Source organism: Haliscomenobacter sp. (assembly GCF_965225875.1).
GTDB lineage: Bacteria > Bacteroidota > Bacteroidia > Chitinophagales > Saprospiraceae > Haliscomenobacter.
This window is the reverse complement of the sequence record NZ_CBDDBS010000003.1, coordinates 2,401,807-2,416,862: the sequence shown is the minus strand read 5'-3', so window position 1 is coordinate 2,416,862 and position 15,056 is coordinate 2,401,807. Positions and strand designations below refer to the sequence as shown.

Annotated in this window: 11 protein-coding genes; 7 read left to right on the top strand and 4 right to left on the bottom strand. The window is 45.4% G+C overall.

Annotated elements, in window-relative coordinates:
- Positions 1 to 109 precede the first annotated feature (109 nt).
- The gene (locus ACO08K_RS29825; protein WP_421800162.1) at positions 110 to 1,741 is read left to right on the top strand and encodes a hypothetical protein; all 1,632 of its coding nucleotides are present in this window, start codon (positions 110 to 112) and stop codon (positions 1,739 to 1,741) included.
- 241 nt (positions 1,742 to 1,982) lie between these two features.
- Here the strand turns inward: ACO08K_RS29825 and ACO08K_RS29820 are convergent, their stop codons facing one another.
- Complete coding sequence (locus ACO08K_RS29820; protein WP_421800161.1) at positions 1,983 to 3,446, bottom strand: ATP-binding protein; 1,464 nt, start codon at positions 3,444 to 3,446, stop codon at positions 1,983 to 1,985.
- Between the two features lie 59 nt (positions 3,447 to 3,505).
- Complete coding sequence (locus ACO08K_RS29815) at positions 3,506 to 4,654, bottom strand: FIST signal transduction protein (RefSeq protein ID WP_421800160.1); 1,149 nt, start codon at positions 4,652 to 4,654, stop codon at positions 3,506 to 3,508.
- 437 nt (positions 4,655 to 5,091) lie between these two features.
- Between ACO08K_RS29815 and treF the strand changes: the two genes are divergently transcribed.
- The 4 genes from treF (at position 5,092) to ACO08K_RS29795 (ending at position 9,383) form a co-directional block, all read left to right on the top strand.
- Complete coding sequence (treF, locus tag ACO08K_RS29810; RefSeq protein ID WP_421800159.1) at positions 5,092 to 6,705, top strand: alpha,alpha-trehalase TreF; 1,614 nt, start codon at positions 5,092 to 5,094, stop codon at positions 6,703 to 6,705.
- Between the two features lie 10 nt (positions 6,706 to 6,715).
- Entirely contained in the window at positions 6,716 to 7,405 is a 690-nt protein-coding gene (locus tag ACO08K_RS29805; protein ID WP_421800158.1) for a response regulator transcription factor, read from the top strand.
- Positions 7,402 to 8,778 carry an ATP-binding protein gene (locus ACO08K_RS29800; protein ID WP_421800157.1) on the top strand — a complete coding sequence of 459 codons (1,377 nt, stop codon included), beginning with the start codon at positions 7,402 to 7,404 and terminating at the stop codon, positions 8,776 to 8,778. Before ACO08K_RS29805 ends, ACO08K_RS29800 begins: the two co-directional genes overlap by 4 nt.
- 119 nt (positions 8,779 to 8,897) lie before the next feature.
- Positions 8,898 to 9,383, top strand: coding sequence for a universal stress protein (locus tag ACO08K_RS29795; protein WP_421800156.1), 486 nt, complete (start codon positions 8,898 to 8,900; stop codon positions 9,381 to 9,383).
- A gap of 115 nt (positions 9,384 to 9,498) precedes the next feature.
- On the opposite strand, the gene ACO08K_RS29790 is transcribed toward ACO08K_RS29795, so the two are convergent.
- Complete coding sequence (locus ACO08K_RS29790) at positions 9,499 to 11,292, bottom strand: tetratricopeptide repeat-containing sensor histidine kinase (RefSeq protein WP_421800155.1); 1,794 nt, start codon at positions 11,290 to 11,292, stop codon at positions 9,499 to 9,501.
- 230 nt (positions 11,293 to 11,522) lie between these two features.
- Positions 11,523 to 11,870: a 4Fe-4S binding protein gene (locus tag ACO08K_RS29785; protein ID WP_421800154.1), complete on the bottom strand. Its 348-nt coding sequence runs from the start codon at positions 11,868 to 11,870 to the stop codon at positions 11,523 to 11,525.
- 220 nt (positions 11,871 to 12,090) lie between these two features.
- Between ACO08K_RS29785 and mutS the strand changes: the two genes are divergently transcribed.
- Both mutS and ACO08K_RS29775 read left to right on the top strand, forming a co-directional pair.
- Complete coding sequence (mutS, locus tag ACO08K_RS29780) at positions 12,091 to 14,712, top strand: DNA mismatch repair protein MutS (protein WP_421800153.1); 2,622 nt, start codon at positions 12,091 to 12,093, stop codon at positions 14,710 to 14,712.
- Positions 14,670 to 14,990 (top strand): hypothetical protein, encoded by a 321-nt coding sequence (locus tag ACO08K_RS29775; protein WP_421800152.1) that lies wholly within the window; start codon positions 14,670 to 14,672, stop codon positions 14,988 to 14,990. Before mutS ends, ACO08K_RS29775 begins: the two co-directional genes overlap by 43 nt.
- Positions 14,991 to 15,056: the final 66 nt, after the last annotated feature.

Genomic DNA, 15,056 nt, shown 5'->3' with positions numbered 1-15,056 from the left:
ATTTCGGAATTGTGATTTCGGATTTCGGTAGCTTTCAGGCTTGGAATTTTCCGAAATCCTAAATCTCGAAATCTGCAATTGAATGTTCATTTTTAAAGTGTAAACAACCATGTACAAACAATATATTTTTCTGGCCGCCTTATTCTTTTGCATCGGCAGCGCCAGTATGGCTCAAAAAAACTTGCCCACCGAATCGGTCGACGTGATCAAGCAGTTCAATGCCCGCTTGATCGACGCAGAACGTTTTGTCGTACCTCCTGTTTTGCCACCGATAGATACCGCCAATCGCAGGCAGTTCTACAACATTTTGGCCAAACCTTTGAACGTCAATTACCCTGCACCAAAAATTCGCCCACTGGAATGGCGTACCGATCCTAAGGCAGATGTGTACCGGACTTATCTACAAGGTGGGATGGGTTTCCCTCGGGCTTTTTATTTTGATGGATCGCACGATTTCGTGGCTACGGATAACCTGAATGTGGGCATCGACCTGAACCATTACTCTGCCGACAACAGCAAAAAAGTTGAAAACCAGCGATTCAGCACCACGGAGATCAATGGGAACGCCATTTATAAAACGGACAAGGGTTTCTCCCTGTTGGGTGATGTGGGATTCAAGTCCAATACCTTGCATTTTTACGGGTACAACGACCTTGACGACGATTTCCCCACCCAATTGAGCTATGATGCCAAAGACGTGAAGCAACGCTTCAATACCTTTTATGCAAAGGCCAAAGTATACAACAGTGAACCAACCGTAGCGGATTTCAACTATAGCGCCAGTGTGGATTTGTACGCCATGGAAGACAACTATGCTGCGCGAGAAACGGGGTTCGACCTGGCTTTGACCGGTACCAAATGGTTTGACAAAAAGCACCCTCTGAGTGTCACGCTACAAACTGACTTTACCGGCTATGATGACACGACCAGCCAAAGTTTGAACAACTTTTTCCTCAAGCCCAACTTTGGGTTCCACTCTGATCGTTTCCGCTTCAAAGTTGGTGCCAATATCGCTTCCCACGCAGATCAATACTACATTTATCCCGATCTCGAAGCATCGGTTAATGTAGTAGACAATCTGATCACTGCCTTCGCAGGGATTGAAGGTGGATTGCAAAAGAACAACTTCCGCAACCTGACCGATTACAATCCATTTTTGTCTTCACGGATAGACATCCGCAACTCCTTCTACTACAATTTCTTTGGGGGGATCAAAGGGGAGTTCAAAGGCGTCAAATACCGAGGGCAAGTGGGCTACAAAACCGTGGACAACCTGGCCTTGTTTGTGACCAATGGCGACTCCATTCCTCGCTTTAATGTATTGTACGATACGGCCAACATTATCACCATCAGTGGCGAACTTTCGACCCAATTGTTGGACAATGTGGCTTTGATTGCGGCCTTCAGCCAAAATGTGTTTGACCTACAAAGGGAAGAAAAGCCCTGGCATTTGCCTTCCCTGACTTTAAATATTGGAGCAGTCGTAAGGTTGCTGGATGAAAAACTGAAGGTACGGGCAGATTTATTTTTGCAAAACGGGGTACCTGCCCGCACTACCAACAACGAGTCGCGCAGTTTGAACCCACTCCTGGATATAAGTGCTGGTGCTGAATACCAATTGACCGAAAATATTGGGCTTTTTGCCCGCCTAAACAACTTGATGGACAACCGCCGCCAACGCTGGCAACATTACCCGGTACTGGGGATGAATGGTCTGGTGGGTTTGACGGCAAGATTCTGATATTGAATAAATTTGATGTTGTTTGATGATCAAGCAGTTGATTGTCAAACAACCTCAAACTTCTCTTTTTTCGTAACTATTTAGCACCCATCCACCTGCGGTGGATTTCACATTCAATTTTTTTACCACAAAGGCACAGAGACACAAAGACACAACATTTTAGAGCTTAATGTCTTTGTGCCTTTGTGCCTTTGTGGTAAAAAATTCCGCCGCAGGCGGCTGCTATATAGTTACCTTTTTTCTATACTTTCACCACCCGTTTCTTAATCGTTTCAAACAATACATAAGGATTAAACGGTTTGGCGATAAAATCATCCATGCCACAAGCCTTGATGTCGTTTTGTGTTTCGTAGGAGGAGGAGGCCGTAAGGGCAATGATGGGGATGTAGGGATCAAAGTCCCGTATTTTGGTCGTAGCAGTAATGCCATCCATAACCGGCATTTGTAGATCCATCAAAATGACATCGTAGTCCTTTTGCATGCACATCTCGATGGCGATTTGCCCGTTTTCCGCCAAATCTACTTCGGCTTTCCAATTTTTGAGCATGGTTCTGGCCATCACACTGTTGATGTACACATCTTCAACGAGTAATATTTTAACCCCAGCGAGGTGTTGGCTGCTTTTGTCTTCATGGGTAGAAAGGATCATTTCCTCCTCTGTGCACTTCCCAAAATCCATACAAAAGGTGAACGTGGAGCCCTTGTCGGGTTCACTCTCTACTGAAATCTCCTTGCCTTGCAACTCCAGGAGTTTTTTGACTATGGACAAACCCAGTCCGGAGCCGCCGTATTGCCTGTCGATTTCAGAGTTGGCCTGGGTAAAGCGTTCAAAGATGAGGGTTTTGGCCTCTGGGGCAATGCCTACCCCGGTATCTTTAATGACAAACTGGATTTGGTGGTGGTTTTCACACTCCCCATATTTGTGGATTTCGATACGGATTTGCCCGCGGTGGGTAAATTTAATGGCGTTGGAAATCAGGTTGTTGAGAATTTGACTCAAACGTACCTCGTCCCCAAGTACAAAGGTAGGCAAATCTTCATCCAACATTACCGTGATGCGGTTTTCCCTTTCATTGGCTCGAAAGGTATTGGCCAGTTTGATTTCGTGGATGAGTGTGCGGATGTTGATTTTGGAATAGAGAAACTCAATTTTTCCTTCTTCAATCTTGGAAAAATCGAGGATGTCGTTTACAAGGTTCAACAGGTTTTGCGAAGAAATATTGATGGCCTTGATGTAATCTACCTGAGTAGGAAGGCTCGGCTCGGTTGACATCAAATGGATAAACCCAATAATTGCATTCAGTGGTGTCCGAATTTCGTGGCTCATCACCGAGAGAAAATTACTTTTGGCTTTGGATGAAGACTCTGCAATTTCTTTGGCTTGTAACAACTCCTCTTCCAGAATTTTGGTTTTGACAATTTGGCGCTCCAAAAACTGGATCACGTCCAAAAGGTCTTCACCTTCGCGGTGCTCGGTATTGGAATTGGCATCCAGTGCCAGGGTAACTGCTTTGATTTTGGAAATGGACTGCTGTTTGAGTTCGTTTTCCCGACGCAGGTCGTTCAACAACTCCTGGTATTCTTTTTCGCTGACTTCAAAAGCATGTTCGGTCAACCTCTTGTCCCGTTCCATGGAATAATAATGGTGAGAAATCGATTGCAACAAAGCCAACAAGTCCGAATCAGACTGGGCAGATTCCGGCATGTGTTTTTTGACTTGGGCAATTAGTGTAGGGTGTACATCCATGGTTCAAAGAAAAGACTTTAACATTTTTCACAAAAGCCAGTGATGGTCATGGTTTGGTTGTGCAATTCACAACGACCACTGGGGGTGTAGGGTGATAATTCGCCATAGGAGTAAAAACCCGCAATGGCAGGGTTTTCGCCCAGAATGTTTTTTGCCGCCCATACTTCTTCTTCAGTGCGGGCTTGTAGCACCAATTTGCGCCCCACACAACTGATCAAAATGGCCAGCTCGAGGTTGCGGTGATTGGCATATTGCATGATTTGCCGAGCCGATTCAGCCGAGGCTTCCGTTAGCTTGTCAAAATTGGCTTTCATCAAGCGTACCGTGGCACCTTCGGGCATGTTCCCGGCAAAGGTCATGCTTTTTTGGGTCTCATCGATGGTTAAAATGGTGCGTACCAGTTTTTGCTCACTTTCAGCTGTTTTGATGGAAATAGGAAAAAGCAGCGCAGAGCCAGGTAGTTCAGCTGAAAATGGCCCGAGGTACTCCTTGTACAAATCAAGCGCGTTTTTGCCATCCAATTCGTACAATACATTTTTATCGGATTTGGTGATGATGCGGTCACGGCCAAATTCATCCCAGCCACCCAGGGAACTGTGGTATACTTTCAAAGCATCTCCATAAAACCCAACGGCGACTACTTTTCCGGTTTCGACGTGGTCATTCAAACCAACCAGTGTATTGGCAAAGTGATCCCCATCTCCGGCCAGCCCCCCGCTGATGGGCACTCCTTTTTTGTTTTCTGCATTCAGTCCAGCGATCAAGTCACTCCCATTGACCAGTGTGCCGTCCGACACGAGAAAAATGCTGTTGAGGTCGGGCTGATCCAGGCGTTGAAACAGACATTGGCCCATGGCATAGCTGCTAGGATAATCCCTGATATTGCTGATAACACAACGCGTGGGGGTATTGGCAAAGGTTATGGCAATGGTACAGAGGGTATGGTCGAGAACCTGATTGTCGAAAATTTCACCAGCCGTGGAGGCAAATACCAAATCCGCTTGCGGATACCGGGCACGGATTTGACTGCGTAGACCTAGGTCGGCAATGTGGTTTTTAGCCCCAAAAATCAACACCAATTGGCTATGCACATCCTTTCCTACACTACCTTTGGTGGGTAGGTCGGTCCACTGCTGCTGCGCATAAATGGATTGCTGGATGACCATAGGGTACAAAAATTGCCATAATTTGAAGTAAATGTTCTGCGGAATAGGAGGATAGCAAATATAGTAATATTTTTTTTGATGATACAATTGAATTTCGTCCGAAGTCAGTAAATTTTAATCGCCATTAAGCTACAAAAAATAGGGCAATGAGCTAGAATGCAAAAAATAAATTTTAAAAAAGCGACGTATAGCCAACAAAATTTCCCCCTTTTTTGTACTTCCCCATCAATTTACCTATTTTGCCCGACTATTTAACCCATCGGAAACCGCAAGCCTAGTAGTGGGGCAAAAATAAATGTTCATTTTTTCTAAGCCATAGGATTAGATAAGACACTTAAATTGAACCGTTTACTTATCTAATCCTATGACAAAATGAACATCTATTTTTTTATCGCCCTATGTATTCCAACATTGGGCTATAACCAATTCTTTACCGCATGAAATTGAGCACCATCATGCCTTTAGCGCTGATTTTATTAACTACCGCATGCCGGCAATCCGCCAACCAAGGAGGCACGACGAGTGCTGCCCAGGCTAGTGAACCATTCCTGTACGATCCTGCACAGCGCTTGGGGCAATTGTTCATTGATGTACAGTTGGGTAAAATATTTCCCGATGGCAAAACCTTTCCAGACTGCACGCCCAAGGTTAGTGTAGACCAAATCATGGCTGATTACGTAGAGTTGCGCAAAGAACCCAACTTCAACCTCAAGCAATTTGTACTTGATCGTTTTGAAATGCCCCATGCCTATTCCAGTGGCTTCAAATCGGATACCAGCCAGGCCCCCGAAAAGCACATTCAAGCCCTGTGGGATGTACTGACCCGGAATCCCGATGAGCGGCATCGGGGCACGCTGATCCCTCTGCCAAATCCTTACGTAGTCCCTGGTGGACGCTTCGGGGAGGTGTATTATTGGGACAGCTATTTTACGATGTTGGGTTTGCAAAAAGATGGCCGGGCGGATCTGATCAACAACATGATCGACAACTTTGCTTTCCTCATCGACACCATTGGTTTTATCCCCAATGGCAACCGCACGTACTTTTTGTCACGCTCACAGCCTCCCTTTTTTGCAGGGATGGTGAAAATTCTGGCTGAAGAAAAAGGGGAGGACATCTATGTCAAATATTTGCCCCAAATGGAAAAAGAGTACCAGTACTGGATGAAAGGCCAGGAGAAATTGAGACCGGATCATAAGGCAGAATTGAAGGTAGTACAAATGCCAGATGGCTCGATTCTCAATCGTTATTACGACAACAGTGCCAGTCCCCGCGCCGAAATGTATGCAGCAGACGTAGAACTGTCCAAAACCACCAAGCGCCCCGCAGGGGAGTTGTACCGGGATTTGCGCTCGGCCTGTGAATCGGGCTGGGATTTTAGCAGTCGTTGGTTGAGTGACCCAATGAAACTCAACACCATTCGCACCACCTGGATCATCCCGGTCGATCTAAATACGCTGCTGTACAACCTGGAAATGACCATTGCCAGAGCGCATCAAATCAATAAGAACCAAAGCAAATTTCAGGAGTATCAAGCTCTGGCGGAAGCTCGAAACAAGGCCATCCAAAAATACTGCTGGGATGCCCAGGCAGGCTATTTTGTGGATTACGATTGGGTCAAAGGCACTCCAACGGGGGTCTTGTCCTTAGCCGGGATGTTTCCATTGTTCTACCAATTGGCTACGCCAGCCCAGGCCGTCAGTGCAGCGAAGGTTGTGGAAAAAAACTTCCTCAAAGCTGGTGGCCTGGTTTGTACTGCCAATCTCAATGGCCAACAATGGGATGCGCCCAATGGCTGGGCGCCCTTGCAATGGGTAAGCATCCAGGGGCTTCGGCATTACGAGCAGGACAAACTGGCTGAAACCATCAAGTCGCGTTGGATCAAACTCAATGTAAAAACCTATAAGGCAACAGGCAAAATGGTGGAAAAGTACAATGTCAGCGACATTACCCTGAAAGCGGGGGGCGGTGAGTATCCGGTACAGGATGGCTTTGGCTGGACCAATGGGGTATTGCGGGGATTGTTGGGTGAGCTGCCGTTGAAGAATTAATTCCTATTCCATGAAAAAGATTTTGTTGGTTGATGATGAGGTGAGTGTAGTAAGTTTCATCAGAAAAGGCCTCGTAGAGGAAGACTATGAAGTATCGGTAGCATTTGAAGGGAACTCGGGGTTGAGAATGGCACTGGAGGGAGGTTTTGATTTGATCATTTTGGACATTATGCTCCCTGATATCAATGGACTGGAGGTTTGTAAAGCCATACGCAACAACCAAATTCAAACGCCGATTCTTTTTTTGACAGCCTTGGGCGCTTCCGAAAATGTAGCCCTGGGCCTGGACATTGGTGGGGATGACTACCTGGTGAAACCTTTTAAATTTATCGAGTTAAATGCAAGGATTAAGGCACTTTTGCGCAGGACGGGCCCTTTGGAGCAACTCAATCAGCCTCACAATATTTTTACCATTGCTGACCTGAAAGTGGATGATGACGCTAAAACTGTGGAGCGCAATCAGACTTTTATTGCATTAACGGCTACTGAATATCGCTTGCTTTTGGTTTTGATCAGAAACAAAGGTCGGGTACTTTCGCGCCTGGATTTATTGGAAAGCGCCTGGGACATCAACTTTAACCTAAGTACCAATGTAGTAGATGTGTACATTAACTATTTGCGGAAAAAAATCGACGCGGACACGAACAACAAACTCATTCATACGGTCGTAGGTATGGGCTATGTACTAAAAGAAGCATGAAAACTCAGTCGAAAATCGCTTTGTTGTTGTTTTTTTGTAACCTGATTCTCGTCCTGTTATTCGGGCTTGGGGTGTACTATTTTTTTAACAAATACTCTTTTGTTGATTTTTATAAAAGACTACAAACCAGAGCAATTATCACTGCGAAATACAAACTGGAGCAAGATACCCTGAATGCCGAAGCCTTTAAAACCATTCGGGAGAAATACTTTGAAAAACTGGAAAAAGAGCAGGAATATGTTCTGGAGGTTGTTGATGCAGTTGCACTTAACCAAGCAGCTAGTAACTACAAACTGCCGCTTTATTTTTTAAAAGATGTTCTTCAAAAGGGCAAATCTACCAGCAATCAAGGCAATACTTTTTATGCTGGGATCAAATACCAGCAAAACAGTCGAACGCATCTGGTTGTGGTCTCTGCCGAAAACTATTATGCTACCCATCACCTTTCTTTTTTGCGCAGTATTCTTTTTGGTGGCGTTTTTTTGATCGTTTTGATTACCATATTGCTGTCAATCTATTTTTCCCGGCATGTATTTGATCCGATCAACCAGATCATGCATAAAGTCAGGCAAATCAGCACAGAAAATATTCATTTGAGGTTGGAAGAGCAAGACAACAACAACGAAATCAGCGCTCTGACTGCAACTTTCAACGACTTGCTCAATCGTATTGAAACAGCTTTTGAAACCCAGAAAAATTTCATCAGTAATGCTTCTCATGAACTCAGTACCCCTTTGACTGCAATCATCGGGGAAGCAGACGTGGCCTTGATCAAGGAAAGAAAAGTAGAGGATTATCAGGTAGTATTGCAGAACATTCTGCTGCAAGCTGAACGTTTGGATCAGATCACCAAGTCTTTGTTGTTCCTTGCCCAAACCGGTTATAAAGGTAAAAAAATCATCTTTGAGATAGTTCGTATGGATGAAGTGCTTTGGGAGGTCAAAACTTTGATTGATCGGATGAACCCCCAAAATCAAGTTACCTTGGATTTAAATCTGCTACCAGAAGACCATAAAAAGCTTAAAGTAAATGGCAATCGGCAATTGTTGCAACTGGCATTGGCCAATATATTCAACAATGCCTGTAAATATTCACACAACAAGCCAGTGATTGTTTATATCGCTTCGAGTAATGATCAGGTAATCATCGTCATCAAAGACCAGGGCGTGGGGATTCCAGCGGCGGAAATGCCGTTCATTTACGATCCATTTTTCAGAGCTTCCAATACCCAATTGTTTGAAGGATATGGCATCGGTTTACCTTTGACGCGCAACATTCTCAAGCTGCACGACGGTACACTTACGGTTTCTTCCGAAGTCAATGTAGGGACCTCTGTACAAATCAAATTGCCGATCGCCAGTATTGTCGCATGAAATTCTAATCTATTTCTAATCTCCTCCACTTCATTCTAATCTGCCTCTAATCTTATTCTTACATTTCCCTAATCTGCTCATCCCACTTTTGCACTACCAATTCACAATCAAGATTGAGTATGCAAAAGACCTTACTAGTACCCACAGATTTTAGTGTTACCTCACTCAATGCCTTGCGCCTTGCATTGGAGCAGCTACAGGAAGATCAGTCCGTTGATATCGTGCTGATGTACGCGGAGTGGTTAGACGATTCGATAACTGAATTGCTCTTTTATTCCCCAAAAAAACGGATTGAAAGCCTTAAGTCAGCAGTGTATGAAGAGGCTTTGATGATTTTACAAAACCGCTTCGAAAATCGGATCGCCAGTATTCGCATTGAGCTTTTTCACGGCTATAACACCAGGGCTTTCCACAATTTTGCGGAAGCCAATCAAATTGACCAGGTTTTTATCCTTCAGGATTACACATTTAAACCCGCCAAGCGTGGATTTGACCCAATTCCGCTGATCAAGAAGAGCAATTTGCCCATCCAGTACTTGATATGGAAGGATTATGGGACCTATTTCGAGGAAAACCAATTACAATTACTTTTTACCCACATTTAAACGTCGCCGGCAACCATCTAAAAGTGTTCAGCCCAGCAATTAAAAAATCTCAGACCTATCGCAGTTTTACCAAGGGAAACCTTGAACTAGGGGGCTATTTTGGCCCCCTATATTTTTATTCTGGGATGGTAAAACAAAACCTACTCCCCTCACCAACCACACTTTCGCCCCAGATTTTTCCCCCATTTTGCTCAATAAACTCCTTGGAAAGCAAGAGGCCCAAACCCGTACCCATTTCCCCCGCCGTGCCTTTGGTAGAAACCGTTTGGGCGTCGAATAAGCGGTTCAGGTTGTCGGCGGAGATGCCGATGCCATTATCGGCGATACAAATTTGCGAATAGCCTTTTTGGCGGGAACTAGTCATGGTAATGGTGCCCCCTTGTACGGAAAACTTGATGGCATTGGACAACAAATTGCGCGCTACCAAATCAATCATGTTTTTATCGGCAAGCACCTGTAAGTCTGCTTCGATGTGATTGACGATGTTGAGTGCCTTTGCCTCAATTTGCTTCTTAAACATGGAGGTTTTGTCATCAAGCAATTCCCGAATGTGGAATGCTTCGGGCAGGATGGCGATACCTTTCATTTGGGTTCGCGCCCAAGCCAAAAGGTTGTCCAACAAACTTTGGATGCTGTTGATGTTGTGCGCCAGGTCGGGGAGCATATTGCGGAATTCGGTTTCCGACAATAAACCTTCGTTCACCAACTCCAAACTACCTACCAAGCCCACTACAGGGCTGCGCAAATCGTGAGAAATGATCGAAAACAAGCGGTCTTTGAAACGATTGTTTTCAGCCAACTGTGCAGTTTGTTCCTGGATTTCCTGGTTCTGCCTACTGATTTCGGCATTCTTTTGGACCAACTCCTCGTTGACAAATTTGTCCTGTTTGCGTTTTTGGTAAATAAAAAACGCCAAAACACCTACAAATAGTAACGCTGCGATCAATAAGGAACTTAAAAAACGCTCCCGGTCAAGATTGCGTTTGTTTTCCAATTCCTGGCGCCTTTGAAATTCGAGCAATTGCCTTTCTTTGAGGTCAAACTGGTATTTGGCTTCTAAATTGGCTGTTTTGTTGTTGATTTCCTCATTAAACAGACTGTCTTTTAAGGCGTATTGCTCAATAAGGTAAGGATAGGCTAGATCGTATTTTTGTTGCTTCTCATAAATTTTAGCCAGGGCTCTGGCACATTTCATGCGTTGTAAGCTGTTGTTGGCTTCTTGCGCGATCTGATAACTGGATTGGGCAATGGCGATGGCTTGGTCCAGCTGATTGTTGTTCAGGTACAGAGAAGCTAAAGTCAATTGGTGCACCGAGACAATGATGGGCTTGTTCAACTTACGAGCCAATTGGATGCCCTCATTGATGGTTATTTTGGCTGCGCTGTATTTTTTTAATGCGACCTGAACGGTGGCCACATCGCCAAGGGTATTGCTGATTTGTTCTGAAGAAGCTTTTATCTTTCTGCGAATAAAAAGCGCTTCCTGAATGTAATCCAAAGCAGAAGTGTACTCTTCCTTTTCTACCAAGACCCAGCAGATGTGATTGTAGGCATAACTCAGGCCCTCCTGGTGATTGGCTTGTTCGAAATGTTCTTTGGCTTTATTGAAATAATTGAGTGCATCATCGAATTGCTTTTGGTTAAAACGAACAACACCAAGGTTGTCGTAACAAAAGCCAATGCCCACAATATCGTTGATCTGGGTAGAAAGGTTAAGGGCTTTGAAGTACCAACTCAATGATTCAGAGAATAAAAAGTAGTGGCGGTAGGTTAAACCGATGAAGCGGCAGATCTCCGCTTCACCTTTTTTATAGCCGAGTTTTTTGGCCAGAGTGATGCCCTTTTGGCCGTACTTTACGGCTGAGAGCATATCTAAATTGCGGTATTGCCAACAGAGTTCTTTGTACATCAAAACTTTGTTGGTATCGGAGAGCACTCTTGGTAAAAGGGCAACTATGCTGTCGATGGCTGGGGTCGTAATAACTGGTGGCTGAACATCAGCCTCCTCAGCCCATAATCCAAGATATAGGCAACAAAACACAATACCAATTAGCGTTCTGTAAGCCAATGTGTGCACAATAATGGGTGAACAATAGGGCGATTGCTCCGAGAATATACCTGGAGCAATCGCTCAAAGTTTTACAGGTGTAAACGTTCCTTACGCGCCAAAAGCACTTCTTCTTCTTCCTCGCGTTCGGGATCCGGTACGCAACAATCTACTGGACATACTGCAGCGCACTGAGGTTCTTCATGGAAGCCTACACATTCTGTACATTTATCGGGTACAATATAATAAAATTCATCCGAAACTGGATTTTGCTTGTCGCTAGCATCCACCACACTGCCGTCCTCCAGCGTGTAATCGTCCGAAATACTGGTTCCATCAGAAATGGCCCACTCTACACCACCCTCATAAATTGCATTATTGGGGCATTCGGGTTCGCATGCACCGCAGTTGATGCAATCATCGGTAATCATTATTGCCATGGGTCAGAGAATTTTCAATGTAAACGACCAGGAACGCGCCCTGGTTCAGTTGATTAAAATTTAGGCGCAAAAATAAAAGGAGTTCGCATTAATTTCATAAAATCTTTATTTAGGCTATTTAATTTGAGGAAAGGACTAGTCCATCAAAAAGTGTCATTAATTATAATCTGGTACTTATCTTTGCGTGCTTGCAAATCGTCCCCCAAACCCATTCCACGCTATGTCAGAGAAAGTGACGCCATTAATGGATCAATACAATAAGGTGAAAAAAAAGTACCCTGATGCAATCCTGTTATTCAGGGTAGGGGACTTTTACGAAACCTTTGGCAGTGATGCCGTGACTGCCTCCAAGGTATTGGGCATCGTGCTGACCAGTCGGAACAATGGGGGTAATGATACCGAATTGGCCGGTTTTCCCTTCCATTCACTCGATTTGTATTTGCCTCGTCTGGTACGGGCAGGCTATCGGGTGGCCATTTGTGAACAACTGGAAAAACCTTCGCCGCTCAAAAAAATTGTGCGCCGGGGAGTAACCGAAGTAATTACCCCGGGGGTGGCCGTAGACGACAAATTACTCGATCACCAGTCCAATAATTTTTTGGCCGCCTTGTATTTTGGGAAAAAAGACGATTTTGGAATTGCCTTTTTGGACATTTCGACTGGGGAATTTATGGTTAGCGAAGGCGATTGGACTTACATCGACAAATTGTTACAAGGTTTTAATCCCTCCGAAGTCATTTTTTCCAAAGACCGCCGCAAGCAATTCGAAAGCCGTTTTGGTGAAAAATTCTACCTCTATACACTGGATGAATGGGTGTTTACGACGGATTATGCCCGTGAAAAACTGCTCAAACACTTTGAGGTACAAAACCTCAAAGGTTTTGGGGTAGAAGACATGGAGCTGGGGCAAATCGCCGCCGGAGCTGCTTTGCATTACCTGGAAAGCACCGAAAACAAAAACCTCAAACACATTTCCTCCATCACCCGCATCCATCAGGATCGCTACGTGTGGCTGGACCGTTTTACGATTCGTAACCTGGAATTGCTGTCGAGCCCCCATGAAACAGGTGTTTCCTTGCTGAAAATCCTGGATCAAACCGTATCTCCAATGGGTGCACGTTTGCTCAAAAAATGGATGGTGCTGCCCCTCAAATCCAAAACTGCTATCGATTCCCGTCTGGAAATGGTGGCCTATTTTTTGGAGAATGATGAAAACGCCCGCACGGTGGAACAATACCTGCGGCAAATGGGGGACCTGGAGCGTTTGATTTCAAAAGTACCCCTTGGTAAAGTCAATCCACGGGAGTTGGTACAACTCAAAAAGGCCTTGATGGCGGTGGCACCCTTGCGTGCAATGTTGACCAGTACTGGCCACGATGAATTGGCAAAAATTGCCGATGGCTTGAATCCTTGCCCGGGTTTGGTAGAACGGATTGCCAAGCAAATCGTAGACGAACCTCCCGTGAACCTGAGTAAAGGTGGAGTGATTGCGGACGGGTTCTCTACCGAATTGGACGAATTGCGCCATGTCATCACGCATGCCAAAGAACTGCTCCAAGGCATCCAGGAAGCAGAAATCGAACGCAGTGGCATTCCAAGCCTCAAAATAGGCTTCAATAGTGTGTTTGGGTATTACCTGGAAGTGACCAATAAGTACAAAAACCAGACACCGCCCGAATGGATGCGCAAGCAAACTCTGGCGAATGCTGAACGCTTCATTACAGAAGAGTTAAAAACGCTGGAGGCCAAAATCCTGGGTGCCGAAGAAAAGATTCTTGACCTGGAAGACCGTTTGTTCCAGGAGCTGGTACTCGATCTCAATGACTACATCCAGCCGGTTCAACACAATGCGACGCTTTTGGCGCGACTGGATTGTATCATGGCCTTTGCAAAAGTAGCTACCCGGCACCAGTATTGCCGCCCGCAACTGAGTGAAGGTCTGGAAATCGACATCCGCGAAGGGCGTCATCCAGTCATTGAACAACAATTGCCATTGGGAGAATTGTACGTTCCTAACGACGTTTACCTCGACCACGAACATCAACAAATTCTAATGATCACCGGGCCCAACATGGCTGGTAAATCCGCCTTGTTGCGCCAAACCGCACTCATCTGCCTCATGGCCCAGATGGGGGCTTATGTGCCGGCCAAATCGGCGCACCTCGGGATTTTGGACAAGGTATTTACCCGGGTTGGTGCCTCGGATAACATCTCTTCCGGCGAGTCAACCTTCATGGTGGAGATGAACGAAACGGCCAGCATCATGAACAATATTTCGGATCGCAGTTTGATTCTGTTGGATGAAATTGGCCGTGGTACGAGCACCTACGATGGCATTTCCATTGCCTGGTCGATTGCCGAATATTTGCACAACAACCCACTGGCGCGGCCCAAAACCCTGTTTGCCACCCACTATCACGAATTGAATGAGTTGTGTGAAAAATTTTCCCGCATTAAAAATTACCACGTTGCCACTAAGGAAGTGGGGCAAAAAGTGATTTTTTTACGGAAATTGACGGCCGGAGGGAGCCAGCACAGCTTTGGTATTCACGTAGCGAAAATGGCGGGGATGCCCAAAATGATCGTGGAACGCGCCAATCACATTTTGGAGCAACTGGAACAAAAATCCATCAATCAGGAAAGTATCCATGCAGATGGCCCGAATGTCGAAAAGCCCAAAACCAAGCAGATCAGTACTGACGCCATTCAACTAAGCATCTTTGAGACCGTGGATCCAATGGCGGGTCAAATCAAAGCCTTATTGCAGGAAGTAGACATCAATACCATGACCCCAATTGAATGCATGCTGAAATTGCGGGAATTGAAGGGTATGATCGAATAACCGTACGGGCGACCCTGTGTGGTTGCCCAATCGTAGCAGCAACCCTGCGTGGTTGCCCAATCGTAGCGGCAACCCTGCGTGGTTGCCCAATCGTAGCGGCAACCCTGCGTGGTTGCCGACACCAAGGGCAGCCACACAGGGCTGCCCCAACAAAAAAAGCAGCCCGAAGGCTGCCCCCTAGAAGTTTGGTTTTTGGAGTGTTGGAGAATAGTAAAGGAAAAAAACTGGGGGCCTGGGGCTCGGGGTTTAGTATCCAGTGGAATGGATATTTAGCGTAGTAGTGGGGCAAAAATAAGTATTCATTTTCTTTGAGTCAAAGGATTAGATAAGATACTTAAAATGAA